16 protein-coding genes are annotated in these 19,394 nt (G+C 63.1%); 13 read left to right on the top strand and 3 right to left on the bottom strand.

Annotated elements, in window-relative coordinates:
• Positions 1-12: 12 nt before the first annotated feature.
• Complete coding sequence (locus tag IVB40_RS23570) at positions 13-1,188, bottom strand: glycosyltransferase family 4 protein (protein WP_027569283.1); 1,176 nt, start codon at positions 1,186-1,188, stop codon at positions 13-15.
• Positions 1,189-1,471: 283 nt separating this feature from the next.
• On the opposite strand from IVB40_RS23570, the gene IVB40_RS23565 reads away from it, so the two are divergent.
• Positions 1,472-3,565 carry a GumC family protein gene (locus tag IVB40_RS23565; RefSeq protein ID WP_247816477.1) on the top strand — a complete coding sequence of 698 codons (2,094 nt, stop codon included), beginning with the start codon at positions 1,472-1,474 and terminating at the stop codon, positions 3,563-3,565.
• Positions 3,566-3,619: 54 nt separating this feature from the next.
• On the opposite strand, the gene IVB40_RS23560 is transcribed toward IVB40_RS23565, so the two are convergent.
• Complete coding sequence (locus IVB40_RS23560) at positions 3,620-4,966, bottom strand: polysaccharide biosynthesis C-terminal domain-containing protein (protein WP_247816476.1); 1,347 nt, start codon at positions 4,964-4,966, stop codon at positions 3,620-3,622.
• A 434-nt stretch (positions 4,967-5,400) separates the two neighbouring features.
• Here IVB40_RS23560 and IVB40_RS23555 point away from each other — a divergent pair, with 434 nt between their 5' ends.
• Positions 5,401-6,624, top strand: coding sequence for an NAD(P)/FAD-dependent oxidoreductase (locus IVB40_RS23555; RefSeq protein WP_247816475.1), 1,224 nt, complete (start codon positions 5,401-5,403; stop codon positions 6,622-6,624).
• 34 nt (positions 6,625-6,658) lie between these two features.
• On the opposite strand, the gene IVB40_RS23550 is transcribed toward IVB40_RS23555, so the two are convergent.
• Positions 6,659-7,795 (bottom strand): GNAT family N-acetyltransferase, encoded by a 1,137-nt coding sequence (locus IVB40_RS23550; protein ID WP_027569287.1) that lies wholly within the window; start codon positions 7,793-7,795, stop codon positions 6,659-6,661.
• A 220-nt stretch (positions 7,796-8,015) separates the two neighbouring features.
• On the opposite strand from IVB40_RS23550, the gene IVB40_RS23545 reads away from it, so the two are divergent.
• From IVB40_RS23545 to IVB40_RS23495, 11 genes are all read left to right on the top strand, one after another.
• The gene (locus tag IVB40_RS23545; protein WP_247816474.1) at positions 8,016-9,326 is read left to right on the top strand and encodes an O-antigen ligase family protein; all 1,311 of its coding nucleotides are present in this window, start codon (positions 8,016-8,018) and stop codon (positions 9,324-9,326) included.
• Positions 9,323-10,348: a cellulase family glycosylhydrolase gene (locus IVB40_RS23540; RefSeq protein ID WP_247816473.1), complete on the top strand. Its 1,026-nt coding sequence runs from the start codon at positions 9,323-9,325 to the stop codon at positions 10,346-10,348. Before IVB40_RS23545 ends, IVB40_RS23540 begins: the two co-directional genes overlap by 4 nt.
• 957 nt (positions 10,349-11,305) lie before the next feature.
• Entirely contained in the window at positions 11,306-12,454 is a 1,149-nt protein-coding gene (locus tag IVB40_RS23535) for an ABC transporter substrate-binding protein (RefSeq protein ID WP_247816472.1), read from the top strand.
• Between the two features lie 261 nt (positions 12,455-12,715).
• On the top strand, positions 12,716-13,375 hold the full coding sequence (locus IVB40_RS23530) for an FCD domain-containing protein (RefSeq protein WP_247282326.1): 660 nt from the start codon (positions 12,716-12,718) through the stop codon (positions 13,373-13,375).
• 52 nt (positions 13,376-13,427) lie between these two features.
• Complete coding sequence (locus IVB40_RS23525) at positions 13,428-14,396, top strand: ABC transporter substrate-binding protein (RefSeq protein ID WP_247816471.1); 969 nt, start codon at positions 13,428-13,430, stop codon at positions 14,394-14,396.
• A gap of 2 nt (positions 14,397-14,398) precedes the next feature.
• Positions 14,399-15,154: an ABC transporter permease gene (locus tag IVB40_RS23520; protein WP_247816470.1), complete on the top strand. Its 756-nt coding sequence runs from the start codon at positions 14,399-14,401 to the stop codon at positions 15,152-15,154.
• Positions 15,133-15,939, top strand: coding sequence for an ABC transporter ATP-binding protein (locus IVB40_RS23515; RefSeq protein ID WP_051462902.1), 807 nt, complete (start codon positions 15,133-15,135; stop codon positions 15,937-15,939). The genes IVB40_RS23520 and IVB40_RS23515 overlap by 22 nt, the downstream gene beginning before the upstream one ends.
• Positions 15,940-15,946: 7 nt before the next feature.
• On the top strand, positions 15,947-16,768 hold the full coding sequence (locus IVB40_RS23510) for an ABC transporter permease (RefSeq protein ID WP_247467895.1): 822 nt from the start codon (positions 15,947-15,949) through the stop codon (positions 16,766-16,768).
• A gap of 11 nt (positions 16,769-16,779) precedes the next feature.
• The gene (locus tag IVB40_RS23505; protein ID WP_247816469.1) at positions 16,780-17,439 is read left to right on the top strand and encodes a polysaccharide deacetylase family protein; all 660 of its coding nucleotides are present in this window, start codon (positions 16,780-16,782) and stop codon (positions 17,437-17,439) included.
• Positions 17,440-17,442: 3 nt separating this feature from the next.
• Positions 17,443-18,312, top strand: coding sequence for a fumarylacetoacetate hydrolase family protein (locus IVB40_RS23500; RefSeq protein ID WP_247467899.1), 870 nt, complete (start codon positions 17,443-17,445; stop codon positions 18,310-18,312).
• Between the two features lie 36 nt (positions 18,313-18,348).
• Positions 18,349-19,392: a 5-methyltetrahydropteroyltriglutamate--homocysteine methyltransferase gene (locus tag IVB40_RS23495; RefSeq protein ID WP_247282330.1), complete on the top strand. Its 1,044-nt coding sequence runs from the start codon at positions 18,349-18,351 to the stop codon at positions 19,390-19,392.
• Positions 19,393-19,394 lie beyond the last annotated feature (2 nt).

The raw sequence follows: 19,394 nt of genomic DNA, 5'->3' as shown, positions 1-19,394 counted from the left end.
AATGCGTCCCGATCAGATGACCTGGCCGAGAATTCGAACGTATTCCTCCACCATGGCGTCCACTGAATAGCGCAGCTTCAGGCCTTTGGCGTTTTGCCGCAGTTCGTCGCTCAGTTTTTGGTCCGTCAGGAGCCTGGAGACCGCGGCCGACAGCTTGGTATGATCGGCGGCATCGACGAACAGCGCTGTCGGCTTTCCCTCGACGGACAACACCTCGCGCAAGACCGGGAGATCGGTGACGACCGAGGGAACGCCGGCGTTTGCGGCCTCCACAGCGGCGAGGCCGAAGGTCTCCGCCTGCGTCGGAAATACGAACACGTCGAGAGCGGCGAGAAACTCCGCCATCTGGCGCGGGGTGATTTCGCCGAGCAGATGCAGTCTGTCCGATACTCTCAGCTCGTCCGCCAACTGCCGCAGCCGGGCCTCGTCGGCTCCCTGGCCGGCCAGTGCGAGGTGCCAGGAGGGTTGATCCGGCAGCAGCCGTATCGCCGCGTCGAGCCGCTTGTGCGGGTGCAATCTTGCTGCGCAGCCGAGCAGGGTGCTTTCCGGCGGCAGATTGAATTTCTGTCGCGCAGCTTGCTTCGTCAGGGTGAGCGCCTTGTCGTCGAAGCCGTGCGGGACGTGCACCATGCGCGCGCGATAAGCTTTGGGGTAGCGCGAATACTCGCGCTGCATGTCCTGCGAGTTGAGCGTGATGCGGTCGAAGAAGCCGAGGCTGCCCATGACGATGTCGGCGGTGCGGACCGGCCAGCTCATCGACAGCGCGGATGAAACCTGATTGGCGATGACAGGCACGCGGCAGATCAGGCGCGCCACACCGGCGCCGATGACATTGCCGAAGTGCTGAAAGGTCAGAACGGCGTCGGGCCTGGTGGCCCTGAGATGGCCGCCGAGTGTCCACAGCATTTGCAGCAGCGCCAGCGGATTTCCCGGCCGGCTCGACGCGCAATAGATGGTGTCGGGCGGCTCATCGAACGAATCCGACTTGCGGAAGAAGAACAGATTGGTGACGCGATAGCCGCGGGCGGTCAGCCCGGCGCCAAGCAGGCGCGAGATCTCCTGCGCACCCGCGTTCTCCGCCTGGGTCTGTACGAGAAGCACGTGCAGCTTTCGTCCGCCACCGTTGGGTGGCGCGAGTGCTGTCGCAGTGGTCTCGCCCAACGCCTTGTTTGGCTGGTAATGGAGCACGGATCCCGACCCACTAGAGAAACGAGTTTTTTCGCATTCTTAACTCCGTGCTTACCATGGAGGCCTCGCCCGGACACCGACTAGCGATAAACGGAGTTAATGTGCGCCCTGCCGCAAGGGCACGGTTCGCGAGGGAATTCCGCTGGTTCCGGACGAAGTGAAGCGAGCGCGTTAACCAATTGGTCATGACCGCGCCAGGCGCGGGTAACCGCGGATTAACCATAGATATTTACGTTGGAGCAGGCACTGAACAGTGTTCGCCAGTTGAATCCGAGTAAAATCCATGACGTTCGGTCGCCGCGCAGACCCGACAAGCTCCGGATCGACCGGTGTTGCCGCGTCGTGGCAGACTCAAAATGCGTCGAGCGGCGAGTCGCGCGAGTCCGCCGCGCGCTTGGGCGGTGCGCTCACGGCCGCGGGCGCGCTCTCCTTCATGCGGGACAACGCTCGCCGCATCCTGACGCTCGCTCTCGCGATTTTTGGCCTTGGCGTCGTCGTTCTCTTGGTGATCCCGGTGCGATTTGCGGCGACCGCGCTGGTCGTGGTCGATCCCCGCGAGCAACGCGTGACCTCGGAGCAGGACGTTCTGCCGGGCATCGGGCAGGATAGCGCCGCGCTGCAAAGCCTGGTCGAAGTGGCGAAGTCCGACGGCTTTCTCGAGCCGCTGATCGAGCAGCTTAAGATTCGGGATGACCAGGACATTTCCGGGGGGCATAGCGACCCCGCGCGCCTGCTCGAGAGATTCCGCAACCGCCTCGACATTTCCCGTCGCGGGCTGACCTATGTCATCGCCATCCGCTTCACCTCGAACCGGCCGGAGCGGGCGGCCTACTACGCCAATGCCATCGCCGAGGCGTTCGTCGCCAGCCAGGGCCGCAGCCGCACCGATGCGACCGACGAGGCCGCCGACTGGCTCAGTGGCCGGCTCAAATCATTGAACGAACGGTTGAAGGCGTCAGAGGACGCCGTGGCCACGTTCAAGCTCGAGCACAGGATCGTCAACGCGGGCAAGGATTCCACCACCCAGCAATTGCGGGTCACCGAACTGTCGCAGCAGGTTGCCGCTGCGCGGGCCCGGACCGAAGAGGCGAAGGCCCGCTACGAGCAGGCACAGCGCGACGTGAAGGCGAATGTCGATAGCCCCGTCAAGCAGGATCTGCTGAGCGCCCTGCGCGCACAGCGGTCGGCGCTCAATGACCAGATTGCGCAGAAGCGGGCGGTGTTCGGCGATCGTCATCCCGACCTCGTCATGTCGTACAGCCAGTTGACCGATCTCAACAGGCAGATCGAGGTCGAGCGGACGAAGGGCATCGATACCGCAAAATCGGAATACGAGGCCCAGCGCGAGCAGCAGAAGGCGCTGGAAGGCCAGATGAAGGCGGCGGAATCGCAGCTTCTGGTCGATGGTCAGGCTCTGGTCCGCCTCCAGGAGCTGCAGCGCGACGCCGAGGCCAACAGAAACATCTACGAGCAGTTCCTCTCGCGCTCCAAGACGACGAACGAGCAGCGCCTCTTGCAGAGCTCCCAGACGAAGATTGCGTCGTCCGCCATTCCGCCGCTGCGCTCGACCCTTCCACCGCTGTCTTTGCTGCTCGCCGCTCTCGCGATCGGTTCGCTGCTGACATCGACGGCGGTCGTTGCCGCCACGGGACGCGGATCGGACAAATCCGTTCCTGATACCCGCGACCCCGAGTCGGCTCCGCGCCAGCCCGCGACCTGGTCACGTCCGCCGGTGTGGGCCCGCATTCCCGACCTGACGCCTGGCGAAGTCCCCAGAAACATCTGGCAAGCTCCGGTGTCCGCGACGACCGAACTCGATCTCGGTCCCCATCTGCGTCCGCTGTTGGAGCGGCTGGAGAAGGTGCCGGGACCTCGTGGCAAGGTCGTCCTCGTGATGTCGGTCGGGCAGCGCGCCGGCGGCAACACCGTCGCGCGGTCGCTGAATCGATGGGCTGTGAACACCGGGAGGCTGAGCGTCCTGATCCGGGTCGAGCCAGATCTCGGCGGTGCCGGGGCCGGCCTCGCCAAGGGCCAGGCCGACGGCATGACCACTGCAGATTTCCGCAGCGTCGATGAGCTTCTGAGCGCCAGCAAGAGGCCGGCGCCGCCGCCCGCGGACGATATTCGTTCGGAGTTCGATCTGATCGTCGTCCACGCCACCTCCCTGGCGTTGCAGCCGGAGGCGGCGGCGCTGGCTGCTCACGCTGATCTTGTCATGCTGGTCGCGCGCGAAGACGCAGTCGACTCGGCCGCCATGCGCAGGGCGATCGCTGCGCTCTCCCGGTTTGCCGGCGTGCCGACCGGCATCGTCGTCAATCGTGTGCCGGCCGGCCCGTCCGCGTCGCGTCGCGGCGAAGTGCTGGGGCTGGCTGGTTGACGCCACCCGGCAACGGATTGCCGAGCCGCGCCATTGCCTCGGCTGACCAGAGATCTATTCGCCGGAGTCCGCGCCACGGACCGCATAGGCGCTAGGTTTCGATGGCGAGAAGCGCAGAAGTCCCAAAATCGAAGGATCGACCCCGGTTCGCCGGCGACAGAGGATGTTGAGAGCGATGGTCGCGAGCGCCAGCGACACAGTGGCCGAGATCGCTGCGCCAAGAACGCCGAGCCAGGGAATGAGGACGAGAAATCCGATCAGCCGCAGCGCTACGTTTCCGGCAATCACGGGGACATACTCGCGCTCATAGCCGGTCAGCTGCAAGATCGCCGCAGAAGGACCGCCCGCCGCCTGGAACGCCGTTCCGAGCGCGAGCACGATCAGGACCCAGTGCTGCGCAGCGAAATGTGGCCCGAACAGGTTGAGCAGATGGGGACCTCCAACCCAGATCAGGAGAAGTCCGCTGACCACGCACACCGCGGTCACTTCCGCCATGAGCCGCAACGTTCGCTCGAATTCCTGGTGGTTCTTGCTGAAGTACAGCGAGGGGAGCCGACGTGCGCCAAAACTGTACAGTGCGGCCGACAGCATGGCGAAGATGTTGGCCAGGCGCGAAGCGGCGAAGTAAATTCCGGCGGTTGTCGGGTCCAGCATCCAGTAGACCAGAATGACGTCGAAATACTGGTTCGCGGCTTCGAGGATGGATGCGACCCAGAAATGAAGCGCGCTCGATCTCCAGCGCGACGTTTCGGACCCCGCCGCCGTGCCGCGGAAATCCGGCAGGGTTCGCGCAATCGCGATGATCTGTGCAATCAGTCCGACCGACATGGCAATCGTCATCACGGCGATCAATTCGGCGGGATCGAGCTGGCGATGGCCGCACATGATTGCGAGCAGGAACAGCACGACGCTGACGCGCCAGAAGAACTCCCTGTTTCCTTCCCCCATGAGAATGCTGACCAGCGAGCGAGCGATCTGGCTGCCAAGCATCAGTCCCGCATTCACGGCCGTGTAGGCCGACACCGCGATGACCAGCAGCCACGAGGCGCCCTTGATGTTCGCGCCGATCGCCATTGCGCCGATCGCGATCAGCATCGCGACGGAGGAAATCTTCAGGCTCGATAGCAGCACGCCTTTGGTGAGATCGGGCTGATTTCCCACCCGATACTCGTTCAGAAATCGCACCAGCAGCGATTCCTGGCCGACCAGACCGACGACCGCTGCCATCTGGGCCACCGAAAGCCAGGTCGCAAAGATGCCGAACCCATCGGGCGACATCGTTCGTGCCGCAAGCGAGAACAACGCGAACGCAAGCGCACCGCTACCAACCTTGAGAAGGATGGTTCCGGCAACACCGCGCGTCACGTCGCGCCGCATGAACTGGACGATGGATTCGATCATGGAAATTTAAGAGGCAACTTTCCTTGAAGAGACACTTTCCGATTACTTGCGACAGCCTAGCATGGCGAAAAACCACGAGTGTTAATGAGCGGCCTCCATGATCCCGCCGACCGCCGCGATGTCGCGGCCATGTCTGTTGCTTCACTATGGAACATCGCTGACCCCATTGTCCCAGATAGAGCAAACTGCGGCCTGATCGCGTGGCGGCATAGCGCCGCATCGGCGGCCGATGAGGCGAGATGAGCCGCTGGAATGCGGACCGGCTCGCCGGGAATGGGCCATCCCGAGCAAGGCGCGTGCCGGTTCTCATCGGGCCGGGCAGGTCTCCGCTGCATTAACCGAGATATCGAGAAATGATCGCGTTTGGTCCTGCGATGCGACATCAGGCGAGAGAATTGCACGGGCAATCATCGTTGACCGTGGGAGCCTGGACCATGACGGCGGATAGCAACGTGACGGAGCCGATTGCCGAAGCCGACCCGCCGACGATCGTCGCCGACATCGCGATCGTGGGCGGCGGCCTCGCGGGCTCGCTCGCGGCGGCCGTGCTCGCGCGGGCAGGGCATCGTGTCGCTCTCGTCGACAAGCGCGCGGTCCATCCCGACGAGTTCCGGGTCGAGAAAATCGGCGGCCACCAGCTGGAGATGTTGCGTAAGCTGGGCTTCCTCGACGCGCTCGACAAGGTGGCCTGCCGATATGATCAGGTGCTCAATATCAGGGACGGCAAGGTGGTCGATGTCAGCGTCGGACGGGCTTACGGACTTCCGTATGCCGATCTCGTCGCCATGGCGCGCAGTCAACTGCCCGATCCGTCCAGCCTGATCGTCGACGAGGTCACGGCCGTCAACTGTAGCGGAGATATCCAGCATATCGAGCTCGCGTCCGGAAGGCGCATGACAGCGCGCCTTGTCGTGCTGGCCACGGGCATGGCGGGCGTTCTCGGCTACAAGCTCGGTATCAAGCGGCGGGTGCTGGCCGAGCGCCATTCGGTCACGTTTGGCTTCACGATCGCGCGCCGGGACGATGTGCCGTTCGATTTCGAGGCGCTAACCTGTTACGGCGAGCGCACGGCGGACGGCATCGATTATCTCAGCCTGTTTCCCGTGCGGGCCGGCATGCGGGCAAATCTCTTCATGTTCCGCGACCCGGCCGATCCTGTTATGCGCGAGCTGCGCCGCGAACCGGAAGCGACGGTGTTGCGCCTGCTGCCGGGATTGCGGCCTTACCTCGGCGATTTCCACGTGATCGACCGGGTGCAGAATTGGGTGATGGACCTGTCCGTCGTGGAAGGGCATCTCCAGCCCGGCGTCGTGCTCATCGGCGATGCCTTCCAGACCAATTGCCCGGCCGCGGGTACGGGCGTTGCCCGCCTGCTGGTCGACGTCGACCGCCTCTGCACTGAATATGCGCCGCGTTGGCTGGTGACCGAGGGCATGAGCCAGGAGAAGATTTCGGAATTCTATTCCGACCCTGACAAGATCGCGGCTGACCAGCAGTCGCTGAAGATGGCGCGCTTCCGGCAGGCCCTGACGTCCCGCAACGATATCGGCTGGGACGTGCGGCGGCGGCTGCACTTCCTGCGACGCACGATCACCCACCGGGTCGATCAAATGCGGCCAGGCTGGCTCTCGCATGTTCGAAGCGCGCTACGCGCCTGAGAGCCGTTGTATCGTCGGGGGGGCCTCGCGCCGGTCAGCGCGTGGGCGTTGACGTCCGCGTCGGCAGAAGCCTGAACTCCGACATTCGCTTGGCGGCCAGTTTGAGCCAGGGAGCCTGTTTCAGTGCGAACAAGGAAATGGCGCCCACGGTGCTGCCGGCCTGCGTGACCGCCCACATCGGCGAGGGCTGCGCGCCGAACAATTTCTTGTAGGGCTCGTCACCGATAGTGAAATCGAGCATCTGATCCCCGCGCTCGATGCAGTCCTTCGCGACCTGCTCGAACATCAGCGCGCCCAGGGACTGGCTCTTGTATCCCGCAATGTCGAAGGCGCTCATGATGACGAGGAAGCTGCCTTGATGGCAGAGCCCGAGCACGGCGGCGATCACCTCGCCATCCATCTTCATGGCATAGAGCCGGACAAAGGAGCCGAGGCCGCGCTGCGCCATCTCGGAATAGAAGCCGTAATATTCGGGGCGCTGGAGCAGATCTCCGTCGCCTTGCGCCTGAAAGCGCGGACCGCGGAATTTGCGCATCACGTCTAGCGCCTCGATCACGGAGGCGCTGTCGCCGCAGCATGAAAAACTCAGATCGCCCTTCTTCTGGAGCTGCCGGGACTTCTTTGCGAGCTCCTTCTGGTAGGAACGGTCGATCGCGCTGGCGCGCCATTGCTCGAACGGCGCGACAAGGACGGTCGCGTAGGCATTGGACTCCATCGCGACACGGCGGGGCGTAGCCAGGAGGTTCTCGATCGGAAGCCGTCCGTCCGGCAGCTTGGTCATTCGGAGCAGATCGAACGGGCGGACGAGGTACCTGATTTCCGCGCACGCACTCTCGTCCTTGAGCAGCTCGGAAAATACCTGCGGGCTGCACACCGGCGCCAGGTAGTCGGAGACGCGGAGGTCTGCGAATTCGATGGTCCGTATCGGGCCGCGCCGGATCCGCAGCAAGGGCAGCACCATCGCAAGGGCGCCCGTCGCGCGGTGGCGGACCACGACAACCAGAGGCGTTGCGCCTGCATGAGACGCGAGCCGGGTGTAGAGGGTGTCGAGCCAGAGCGGATGCTGGAACGCGGTGGCGGCCGAGTTGTCAAACAGCTCCGCGTAATCAGGCGACAGGAAGTCGAATCCCTGCTCGATGGCGATGTTGAACGTGCTGCTAGGTCTGTTCATGATACCAGGGAAACCGGATAGCTCGGGACGGTCGAGCCGGACCTGCGCTTTATAGCAGGGTCGTTACGGGCGAGACACCGGCGGCGTGCAGTTTGCATTAATGCGTCGCGCAAGGCTCATATCGTTAACAAAATGTTAATTTCGCAACGGCGTCGCGTCGCAGCGATGGAGATCGACCTGCGCTAGCAAATTATTAACCGCGCTTAAGGAAGGTCATCTAATGGCCAGCCTGCAGACCGAGGTGGATTCCGGAGCACCCGGGAGCGCGATCTGGACGACGCGCAGCGTTGGCGTCGAGAAGATAGCCAGGTTCGCGATCACCTGTTCGATCACCATCAACGTGGTCGCATCGATGGGCATCTTCAACGCCGCGCTACTGCCGGCGGAGCTGAGCTTTCTGCAACAGGCCATAGCCCTTCTGATGTGGGCTGTCCTGATCTACGCAAGTGCATTCGTGCAGCCGCGCCCGCGGTTGCAGGTCAACCCCGATATGGCGGCGCTGGTCGCATTCTACGCCTTCGCAATTGTCTCGGTGTTCTGGTCCAGCCTGAGCGTCGCGGCGATCATGAAGAGCGCGGCGCTTGCGATGACGACGTTCGGTGCATTTTGCCTCGTCACGCGCGTCGACCTGGACGAAATCGTGAAAGCCACGGCCTTTGGGCTGTTCATATTGGTCGCCGCGTCGGCTGTCTGTGCGGTGGCCGTGCCCGACATCGGGATCGATCACAGCTGGATGCACAACGGTCAATGGCAGGGCGTCTACGAATCGAAGCAGACGCTCGGCTTCGTCGGCGCGTATCTGATGTTCTTGGCCTGCTATCGAAAGATGACGGGGCAGGGGTGGCTGGCATTCCTCGCGGTGTTCCTGCTGGCGTCAACCTGTGTCTTCGCGTCGGAATCGCGCGGCGCCGGCGCTGTCGCTCTGGCCGCCTGCGCCATGCTCGTGACCTCGATGTGGTCGGTCGGCTGCATGAGGCTCTATGCGCTCCTGCCGTTCGTCATGTGCATTCTGGCCGGACTTCTGATCCTGTATTTTTACGCGACGGGATATGACGCCATCCATATCGGCGATTCCAGTATCGATTTCACCGAGCGGACCTTCATCTGGCACTACGCGATCAGCCATTTCAACGATGCGCCGCTGCTCGGATTCGGCATCAACGGCTTCTGGACGGTCCCGTCGATCTACGACTATTTCGAACAGAACCACGGCTGGGTGCTCGACAATTATCATAGCGGCTACATCGCGATCCTGATGGAAACCGGATTTCTGGGGTATACGCTCTTTGCCACGAGCGTCCTCCTGTTCTCGCACAAGATCCTCCATCTGATTTCCGCTCGCACGATCGACCGATCGCATTGTGCCCTCATCATCGGATTTGTCGTCCTCAGCTTTCAGACCAATTTTACGGAGACGACGTTCCTTCGTTCGACGATGTTCACATCGGTGCTCCTGGTGGGCTTTTTCTTTGCGACGTGCAGGCCGGTGCGACCGGCGGAATTCCAGGCTTCAGGAATGGAAGCAGTATGACCGCCATGCGCTCGCGTTGGCCGAGAAGCTTCAATCTTGCGGCTATGTTGGTTTTCCTTGCATCGCTGTCCTCCCACGCCCAGGGGGCCGAGCAGGCCGCCTCCCGTGACACGCCAAAACTGGGTCGCGGTATCAACATTCTCGGCTACGATGGAATCTGGGAAGGCGGCGAAAACGCGCCATTTCGCCTGGACAATTTGACCGCGATCAAGAAGGCCGGGTTCGCGCATGTCAGGATCAATTTCTTCGGCTTCAAGTTCATGGGCCCGGGGAATGTCCTGGACGAGATCGTCCTGAGGCGGCTTGACGCCGTCATCGAGGAGGTTCTCGCGAGGAAGCTCGTTCCCATCGTCGACGAGCACGACACCCACCTTTGCCAGCGCGATGTTTCCGAATGCGCCGAGAAGCTCAAGGCGTTCTGGCGGCAGATCGCCGAGCGCTATGCCGGCAGATATCCGGCACTCGTCTTCGAGGTGTTGAACGAGCCTGGTGGAGAAATGACGTCCGCCAGCTGGAATTCGCTCCTCAATGAATGTCTCGGCATTATCCGCCGCACCAATCCCGAACGGCCGGTCATCGCCGCCGTTCTCAACATCGATGAGATCCCTGTCGACGAGCTGGTTCTGCCGGCCGAGGACAGGCATCTCATCGTCACGTTTCATTATTACGCGCCGATACGGTTCACCCATCAGGGCGCGCCGTGGTCTCCGACGTTTTCGCGGATCGGGCCCCTGGACTGGGGCAGTCCGGAGGATGAAGCCAAGGCTGCCGCCGACTTCAGGAAGATGAGCCTCTGGGCGGAGAAAGAGCAGCGCCCGGTCTATGTCGGTGAGTTCGGAGTGTACGAGCGTGCGCCATCCGACAGCCGACAGCGGTATTTGTCATTCGTGGCGAGAAGCGCCGACAGGCTCGGCTGGTCATGGGCCTACTGGCAGTTCGATCACGACTTCGCGGCGTTCGACAGTGCGCGCCAAGCCTGGAAACCGGGTATCCTGCGTGCGCTGATGCCGCCGACGCGTTGAAATCGCGTCCCGAGTCCGCTCATTTTGCGGAAGGGGTGCCGGGGCCGGACCCGTCGGGCAAAACACCCGCCACCCCGTCGACCCCATCCTACAAAAATATTCCGCTTTACCGAAATTCGGAAAGGGCGTATGTGTCGCCCATCGCGGCTCATCCTTGAGGGGCGATCTTGTGGTCGTCATGTTCGCGAGCCGGGCTTGCGGTGGACGCGGCAGCGTTCGGGTACGAGAGGCCAAGGGCAGGGCGGATTGCTCTCCGTGAGCCCGAGGCTTCGTTCCGACGAGCGGCGCTGCTAGGCTTCGTCTCGTCATCAGGTCGGCGGCAACGTGCACAACGTCGTCGAAACCGGTGACGAAATGGCGGGCCGTGCGTACGGCAAAACCGTGTGGTCCTGGCCGTCGTTGCTACGGTCAAGCTCTGGCGAATGCGGCATCTGCGTCAACCGGCGTGGTGTCGGTGAATTTCGCGAGGGTGAGGGAGGCCAAAAGGAACTCGGCTCCCGGGAGAGCACGGCATGAGCCGTCCAACCATCGCGCAGGGAAGGCCGAGTGATTGGCTACACCTGTATGCTGCTGTGCGGTTCTTCCTGCGTGTGCTTTTCGCGCAGCGGACCGCGGGTGCCAGCCGGCACCCGGCCTTCCCTGCGCCCTCTTGGACACGAGGGTGAAGTGACGAAGCAAAGCTCGGGCGAAACGCGCCGCGAGAACGCGGCTGTGCGTCCGCCCACCCCAATATTCCGGTTCGGGCACCGATGACTTGTCCCTAACGCTAGGGACAGACACGTTGCTGGGATCCGCTTAGCATGGCCCGTCCCGGTTGCTCGGGACCGCCGGAGGAAACGCGTATGTCGGACGACATGCCTCTTGAGCGGCGACGGTGCCCTGGGGAGCACTGCAAGCTCGAGCCGGGGCGCCGATGCAGCCGGCGGAGTCATCAAAGCGGACGTGGAGGAACAGGACATGAAGATCGGTTTCGCGCGAGTCTCGCTTCTTGTGGCATGCGTCCTCTATGGGAATGCTGCTCACGCGGACATCAAGATTGGAATCGTGATTTCGGCAAGCGGCCCGGGATCCGCGCTGGGACAGCCGCAGCTCAAGACGGTTGCAGCTCTTCCGAAAGAGATCGGTGGAGAGAAGGTGACCTATATCGTCCTGGACGACGAGTCGGATTCGACCAAAGGGGTCCAGAACGCACGCCGGCTGGTGATCCAGGACAAGGTCGACGTGTTGGTCGGCTCTTCTCTGACCCCGGTGACCATGCCGATGCTGGATGTCGCGCTCGAATCAAAGACGCCGCTGCTGTCGCTCGCCGCCGCTACCGCCATCGTCCAACCGATGGATGAGAAGCGCGCCTGGGCTTTCAAGGTCGTTCCCAATGATGACCTCATGGCGGCCGCCATCCTCAAGCATATCGCGACATCAGGCGTGAAGACGCTCGGCTATATTGGCGTTTCTGATGGATACGGCGAGGGCTACTACAAGGAGGTGAGCCGCCTCGCGCCCGCGTTGGGCCTGACCGTGACCACACACGAGGTCTATGCACGCGCCGACACCAGCGTCACGGGTCAGGCGCTCAAGGTGATGTCGACCAATCCCGACGCCGTCTTCATTGCTTCCGCAGGAACTCCGGCAGTCTTGCCGCAGCAGGCGCTCCGCGAGCGCGGATACGCTGGGAAGATATTTCAGACACACGGCGTGGCCAGTGAGGAGTTCATCAAGCTCGGTGGCGCGAACGTCGAAGGTGCCGTATTCGCGGGCGAGGCTTTTACCATTGCCGCCGATCTTCCCACGAGGGATCCGTTCCGTCGCTCGACGGAGGAGTTCGTGACCGCGTATGAAGCGGCGAACGGGCAAAAGCCCAACATGTTTGCTGCTCACCTCTGGGATGTCGTCGCGCTGATCGGAAAAGCTGCACCGGATGCGCTGAAGACAGCAAAGCCTGGCACAACCGAATTTCGCGCGGCTCTGCGGGACGCACTCGAGCGAGGGCAGAACATCTATCTCAACAATGGGCTGTCGAACATGAGCAAGGCCGATCACAACGGCTATGATGAGCGCTCGGCCTTTCTCATCAAGGTCGAAGGCGGGAAGTTCCGGCTGGCAAAGTAGCGGCGCGCCAATCAAATCTTGTACGAGGTGGTGGGCGCGGGAAACCACGACTACGCTGATCCTGGTTGATGGTGCGTTTGGGATCCAGAGATGGTTGAGCGGGGATAGGGGCGTACCATTCCCGGGCGTTCAGCAGAAAAATCGATTTTCGATTTTCTATTGACCCCTCCGCGTTGCCTTGCCATCATTCGACCCATGGGTCCGCTTCAGTTTCATGTGTCCGGAAGCCCCGGGGACGGTCCGCGCAGCCTGACATCTGCGTTGCACGAGCGCTTGCGCGCCGACATCCTGGCGACGCGGCTGCTTCCGGGCCAGAAGCTGCATATCGCCGGCCTCGCCAAGCAGTTTTCCGTGAGCCTTGCCGCCGTACGTGAGGCACTTTCCCGACTGGTCGCCGACGGGCTCGTGCTGGCGTCCGACCAGCGTGGCTTCCGGGTGAGCCCGGTGTCACTCGCCGATCTCGCCGACGTGACGCAGACCCGGATCGACATCGAGGGCCTTGCGCTCCGTCGCTCGATCGAGCGGGGCGACGATGCCTGGCTTGCCTCCGTGAAATCCGCCTGGGCCGACCTGAAGGCCGTTCCCTATCGCTACCCCGACGATCCGACAGTGCATTATGAGGAGTGGGTGGTCCGCCATCGCATCTTCCATCGTGCACTGGTCAATGCCTGCGGCTCGCCGTGGCTGCTCGGCTTCCGCGACGTGCTGCACGAACAAAGCGAGCGATATCGCCGCCTCTCGATCCGCAGGGAGGTCGGCAAGCCGCGCGACGTCGAGGCTGAACACAAGGCGATTGTCGCTGCCGTCGTCAAGCGCGACGCGGATGCGGCGGTTCGCGCATTGGCAAAGCACTTCGGCATCACCAAAGAGTTTGTCGAGCTCGCCGCGCCTCGCATTGCGGAGGTGAACGGCGCGAACTGACAATCCGGAAAAATCCGGCAAAGAAAAACCAGGGACCGGGAGGAAACAGATCATGAAAATAACTCGCCGCAAGGCGCTATTGGCGTCGCTCTTCGCAGCCGGCGTGCTCGCCGGCCCTGCCACCGCCGCCGAAACCATTCGCGTCGGCCTGCCGACCAAGACCTACTGGCCGACGACGATCGCCGAGACGGCCGTGCGGCAGAAATTGTTCGAGAAGGAAGGCATCCAGGCCGAGCTGACGATCTACCGCAGCGGTGCAGAGACGTTCGAAGGCATGGCTGCGGGCGCGGCCGATATCATCCTCGATCCGCCCTCGCTGGTCTCCGCGGGACGCAAGAAGGGTGTGATGTCACGGATCGTGGCCAATGCCGCGATGGGAAATTTTGGCTGGCAGTTGATGGTCCCGGCCAAGTCGACGCTCGACGTCAAGGGCCTCAACGGCAAGAAGGTCGGAATCACCGCCGCCGGCTCCGGTTCCGACCTGCTCGCACTGTGGACACTCCAGGACAAGAAAATCGATTTCACGCGCGTCCCGGTTGGGGGCGGCGGTCTGGTGCCGAACCTCTTGGCAGGCAACGTCGAGGCCGCCGTGGTCTATTCGCCGCTGAGCTTCCAGATCTCGAAGTCGGGCGAAGCCAAGTCGATCCTCGATTACGCCACGGCGGTGCCGCCGAACCTCACGGCAGGCTGGATCGTGCTCGACAAATTGGCGGAGACAAAGCCTCAGCTGGTTCAGAAGGCGGTGAACGCTCTCTATGGCGCGGTTGCGTTCATGCGTGCCAATCGCGATGTGACCGTCAAGCTGATCGCCGAGCTCTACGAAATGCCGGCCGAGATCGCCGCCCTGGAATACGACAACACCATCATGAAGCTCGAGACCAGCGGCGACATGGGCGCGCCTGACGTGAACGCGGCCGTGCAGCTGTCGCTGGACCTCGCCAAGCTCGGCGGGCTCAAGGACATCGTGCCGGTCGAGGACGTCATCTCGACCAGGTTCAAGCCGGTTCCAACCAAGCCGTAACGATGCAGAACTCGCTCGCCATCAAGCTCGCACGGATCGCGATCGTCATCGCGGTCCCGGCGCTATGGGAGTTGCTGTCGCGCACCGGCATCGTCAATCCGCGCCTGCTGCCCTCGGCGTCCGACACGTTTGCGACGCTAGGCGATCTCCTGCAGCGCGCGGCCGTGCGGAAAGACCTGATGGTGACCGCGACCGAAGTGCTGGCTGCGTTCGCGCTAGCCGTCCCCTTCGGTGCCGTGATCGGCTTCCTGGTTGCGGAGAACCGTTACTTCGCTGACGTGGCCAAGCCGCTGCTGTTCTTCGCGTTCAGTATCCCGAAGTCGATCTTCCTGCCGATGTTCATCCTCGTATTCGGCGTCGGCTTCGCCCAGAAGGTCGGCTTTGGCTTCTTTTCCACGATCTTCATCGTGATCATGTCGACGACCACGGCGGTGGAGTCGGTCAAGGTCGAGCATCTCACGGTGGCGCGCTCCTATGGCGCAACTCCGATGCAGGCCGCGTTCCGGGTCTATCTGCCGAGCATGCTGCCGGTGCTGCTGGAGGCCCTGCGAATCTCCATGATCTTCAACCTCACCGGCGTGATCCTTGCCGAGATGTACGCCTCTCGCGACGGCATCGGCCACCAGATCGCGACCTGGGGCGAGAACTTTCAGATGAAGCAACTCCTCGCCGGCGTCGTGATGGTCGCCGCGATCGCCATGACCTTCAACGAACTTGTCAGATGGGTGGAAACGCGATGCAGCCATTGGCGAACGTGACCCTGTTGAAGCCTCCCGCGCGCGCCGGCGCGATCGAGGTGAAGAATGTCGGCCAGGTCTTCAAGACCAGGTCCCAGGACGTGGTCGCCCTGGAAGACGTTTCGCTCGATATCAAGCCGGGTCGCTTCGTCGTGCTGGTCGGCCCGAGCGGTTGCGGCAAGTCGACGCTTTTGATGATGATGGCGGGCCTGCGCCAGCAGACCTCGGGCACGATCACGATCAATGGCGCGCCGATTCCGCAGCCCGATCCGGACAGGGTCGGCGTGGTGTTCCAGGAGGCGAGCCTGTTTCCCTGGCTGACGGCCGAAGACAATGTCGAGTTTCCGCTGGCCCTGCGTGGCGTGCCCAAGGCGGAGCGCCGCGCCAAGGCGCAGGATGCGCTCACGCTGGTCGGCCTCGACGGATTCGGCAGGCGCCATCCGCACGAGCTCTCGGGCGGCATGAAGCAACGCGTCTCGATCGCGCGCGGGCTGGTGCAGGACCCGCCGGTGCTGCTGATGGATGAGCCGTTTGCTGCGCTCGACGAGCAGACCCGCATGACCATGGGTGACGAGCTGCTGCGCATCTGGGCGGCGACCGGCAAGACCGTGGTCTTCGTCACGCACAGCCTCACCGAAGCGGTTTATCTCGCCGACGAGGTGATCGTGATGTCGGCGCGGCCCGGCCGCATCGTCGATCATCTCCAAGTCCAGCTGCCGCGGCCCCGCACCTACGAGATGCTCAGCGGCGATGCCTTCGGGAGCTTGCGCGACCGCATCTGGCGGCATATCCGCAAATCGGCGTGAGGCGGAGATGAGCGCCAAGCTGACTGCGAAGATAAGTGCGAAGACACTGCGATACCTGATCGTGATCGGCCTGATTGCGCTGTGGGAGCTGCTGCCGCGCACCGGTCTCGTTCCCGAGCTGTTCCTGCCGTCCCTGTCATCGACGCTGATGGCCGGATGGACCGAGGCACCCGAATACGGTCATGCGCTCGCGGTGACGCTCTACGAAGTCGTGGTCTCCATGGCCTTCGCCTGCGGCGGCGGCATCCTGCTTGGCGCTATCGTCGGCAGCCTGCCGGGTCCGCGCGTCCTGATCATGCCGATGGTGTCGAGCCTCTATGCAGTGCCGCTCGTGATCCTCTATCCCGTTTTCACGGTGTGGCTCGGCATCGGCTCGGAATCCAAGATCGCCTTCGCCTCGATTTACGGTTTCCTGCCAACGATGCTGGCCACCGCCGCCGGCATCCAGACCATCGACCCTCAACTCCTGCTCGCGGCACGCAGCATGGGCGCCACGCTGAGCCAGCGGCTGGTTCGCGTCATCATTCCCGCGGCGATTCCGACCGTGCTGTCGGGGCTCCGCGTGGGAGGCGCGCTGGTGATCGTTGGCGTCGTCGTCTCGGAGATGCTGATCTCCTCGGCCGGCATCGGTTATCTGATCTCGCGCTACCGCACGATCCTCGACAGTCCGCACGTGTTCGCCGGCGTCCTCCTCGTGCTGTTCATGGCGATCGCCTTCAATGCCGCGATCCGGTGGATCGAGCGCAAGGCGGCGATCTGGCAGACCGGCACGCGCGCCGGTCAGGCCAACGATGACATCGCATCGGGCGCGATGCAGCCGGCGACCTGAGGAAATTTCGCGTGTTCGATCTGACCCTGACATTCGACAACGGCCCCGATCCCGACGTGACGCCGCGCGTGCTCGACATCCTGGGCGAGCGCGGCATCAAGACCACGTTCTTCGTCATCGGCGAGAAGCTCGCCGATCCCGCGCGGCATGGCCTTGCGATGCGCGCGCACGGGGAGGGACACTGGATCGGCAATCACACCTTCACCCACAGCGTCCCGCTCGGTGAGCAGCCGGATCGCGATACAGCGAAGAGCGAAATTGGCCGCACACAGGCCGCGATCGGTGATCTCGTCCATCCACAGCGCTGGTTCCGGCCGTTCGGTGGCGGCGGCAATCTCGATACGCGGCTGCTGAAGCCATGCGTCGTCGACTATCTCACCCGCCACAAGCACAGCTGCGTGCTCTGGAACGCGATCCCCCGCGACTGGGACGATCCCGACGGCTGGACCGAGCGCGCCATTGTCCAGTGCAGCCGGCAGCCCTGGACGCTGATGGTTCTGCACGATCTTCCAACCGGGGCGATGGACCATCTTGAGCGGTTCCTCGACCGCGCCGAGGCGGCCGGTGCCCGCTTCCGCCAGGATTTCCCGCCGCAATGCGTTCCGATCCGCAACGGCGCGATAGCACTTCCGATCAACGACTATGTTTCCTCCATCGAAGAGAGCGTTTGACTGATGAAAATCGCAAGTTTCACGATCGCCGGCACAGCGAGCTTTGGCATTGTCACCGACAACGGCGTCATCGATGCGGGCAAGCGTCTCAAGACCTGTCCGACGCTGAAGACGCTGCTTGCCAAGGGATCGCTCGACGAACTGAAAAAGCTTGCGGGCGAGAAGCCCGACTACGCGCTGCAGGACGTCACGCTGCTGCCGACGGTCCCTGATCCCGACAAGATCTTCTGCATCGGCGTCAATTACGCCACCCATCTGGCCGAAAGCGGCCATCCCACTCCGCCACACCCGATGATCTTCACCCGCTTCGCCAACAGCCAGGTCGGACATGGCCGGCCGATGATCCGGCCGCTCGAATCCGAGCGCTTCGACTATGAGGGCGAGATGGCGGTTGTCATCGGCAAGGCCGGCCGCCGCATCTCGCGCGAAGCCGCGTTGAGCCATGTCGCCGGTTATGCCTGCTACAATGACGGTAGCATCCGCGACTGGCAGCGCCACACCTCGCAATTCGCGCCTGGCAAGAATTTCGCCGGCACAGGCGGCTTTGGGCCATGGATGGTCACGACCGACGAGTTGACCGACGTCAGCAAACAGATCTTGATTACCCGGCTCAACGGCGTCGAGGTACAGAAGGCCCCGATCTCCGATCTCGTCTTCGACGTGCCGGCGCTGATTGCTTATTGCTCGACCTTCACCGAGCTCGCGCCAGGCGACGTCATCGTCACAGGCACGACCGGCGGCGTCGGCGCTTATCGCAATCCGCCGCTGTGGATGAAGGGCGGCGACATCGTGGAGATCGAGATTTCCGGGATCGGGATTCTCCGCAATCCCGTCAAGGACGAAGAGCCGGCTAAGGCGACGCGCGCAGCCTGATTGGCTGCGCTCGACAACAACAAGAAGGAGACCCTCATGCCGATGCCAACGCATATCCTCCCGACCACGGTGGTCGGAAGTTATCCGCAACCGGAATGGCTGGTGAATCGCGCCATGCTGTCGAAGGTGGTGCCGCGCACCCGCCTGCACGACATGTGGCGGCTGCCAGCGGAACATCTGGAGGAGGCCCAGGACGATGCGACGATCGTCGCGATCCGCGACATGGAGCGCGCCGGCATCGATATCGTGACCGATGGCGAAATCCGTCGCGAGAGCTACTCCAACCGCTTCGCCACGGCGCTCGACGGGATCGACGGAGACAATCCCGCGATGATCGTTGCGCGCACCGGTAACACCCAGACCGCGGTGCCGCGCGTCGTCGGCCCGGTGAAACGCAAGGGACCGGTCGAGCTGCATGACATGCAGTTCCTGCGCAGGAATACCGATCGTGCAGCGAAGATCACCCTGCCGGGTCCGTTCACCATGAGCCAGCAGGCCAAGAACGAGTTCTACAAGGACGACGAAGAGCTCGCGATGGCCTTGGCGGAGGCCGTCAATGCCGAGGCGCTCGATCTGCAAAGAGCAGGCGCAGACGTGATCCAGCTGGACGAGCCCTGGGTGCGGAACAATCCGGATTCTGCCAAGCGCTACGCCGTCAAGGCAATCAACCGCGCGCTGAAGGGCATCACGGTGCCGACCGTCGTGCATCTCTGTTTCGGCTATGCGGCGGTCGTGCCAGGCTCGAACAAGCCGGCCGGCTATTCGTTCCTCGCCGAGCTCGACGATACGACTGCCGACCAGATCTCGATCGAGGCTGCGCAGCCAAAGCTCGACCTCGGCGTTCTGAAGGACCTCTCCTCAAAGAAAATCATGCTTGGTGTGCTCGACCTCGCGGACCCCCAGATTGAGAGCGTCGACACGGTCGCCGACCGCATTCGCAACGGCCTGAAATATGTGTCGCCCGATCGTCTCGTTCCGGCGCCCGATTGCGGCATGAAATACATGCCGCGCGCCGTCGCGTTTGGGAAATTGAAAGCGATGTGCGATGCGGCGGCCAAGGTTCGGCAGGAGCTTGGTTGACG

It is taken from the genome of Bradyrhizobium sp. 40 (assembly GCF_023100925.1).
Lineage (GTDB): Bacteria > Pseudomonadota > Alphaproteobacteria > Rhizobiales > Xanthobacteraceae > Bradyrhizobium.
Note: the sequence above shows the minus strand (reverse complement) of the source record. Positions and strands in the feature narration are given on the sequence as shown.

Excerpts from the sequence above, each read along its gene's own strand:
- IVB40_RS23565 (WP_247816477.1), top strand. The coding sequence starts at position 1,472 with ATGACGTTCGGTCGCCGCGCAGACCCGACAAGCTCCGGATCGACCGGT.
- IVB40_RS23560 (WP_247816476.1), bottom strand. The coding sequence starts at position 4,966 with ATGATCGAATCCATCGTCCAGTTCATGCGGCGCGACGTGACGCGCGGT.
- IVB40_RS23555 (WP_247816475.1), top strand. The coding sequence starts at position 5,401 with ATGACGGCGGATAGCAACGTGACGGAGCCGATTGCCGAAGCCGACCCG.
- IVB40_RS23550 (WP_027569287.1), bottom strand. The coding sequence starts at position 7,795 with ATGAACAGACCTAGCAGCACGTTCAACATCGCCATCGAGCAGGGATTC.
- IVB40_RS23545 (WP_247816474.1), top strand. The coding sequence starts at position 8,016 with ATGGCCAGCCTGCAGACCGAGGTGGATTCCGGAGCACCCGGGAGCGCG.
- IVB40_RS23540 (WP_247816473.1), top strand. The coding sequence starts at position 9,323 with ATGACCGCCATGCGCTCGCGTTGGCCGAGAAGCTTCAATCTTGCGGCT.
- IVB40_RS23535 (WP_247816472.1), top strand. The coding sequence starts at position 11,306 with ATGAAGATCGGTTTCGCGCGAGTCTCGCTTCTTGTGGCATGCGTCCTC.
- IVB40_RS23525 (WP_247816471.1), top strand. The coding sequence starts at position 13,428 with ATGAAAATAACTCGCCGCAAGGCGCTATTGGCGTCGCTCTTCGCAGCC.
- IVB40_RS23520 (WP_247816470.1), top strand. The coding sequence starts at position 14,399 with ATGCAGAACTCGCTCGCCATCAAGCTCGCACGGATCGCGATCGTCATC.
- IVB40_RS23515 (WP_051462902.1), top strand. The coding sequence starts at position 15,133 with ATGCAGCCATTGGCGAACGTGACCCTGTTGAAGCCTCCCGCGCGCGCC.
- IVB40_RS23510 (WP_247467895.1), top strand. The coding sequence starts at position 15,947 with ATGAGCGCCAAGCTGACTGCGAAGATAAGTGCGAAGACACTGCGATAC.
- IVB40_RS23500 (WP_247467899.1), top strand. The coding sequence starts at position 17,443 with ATGAAAATCGCAAGTTTCACGATCGCCGGCACAGCGAGCTTTGGCATT.
- IVB40_RS23495 (WP_247282330.1), top strand. The coding sequence starts at position 18,349 with ATGCCGATGCCAACGCATATCCTCCCGACCACGGTGGTCGGAAGTTAT.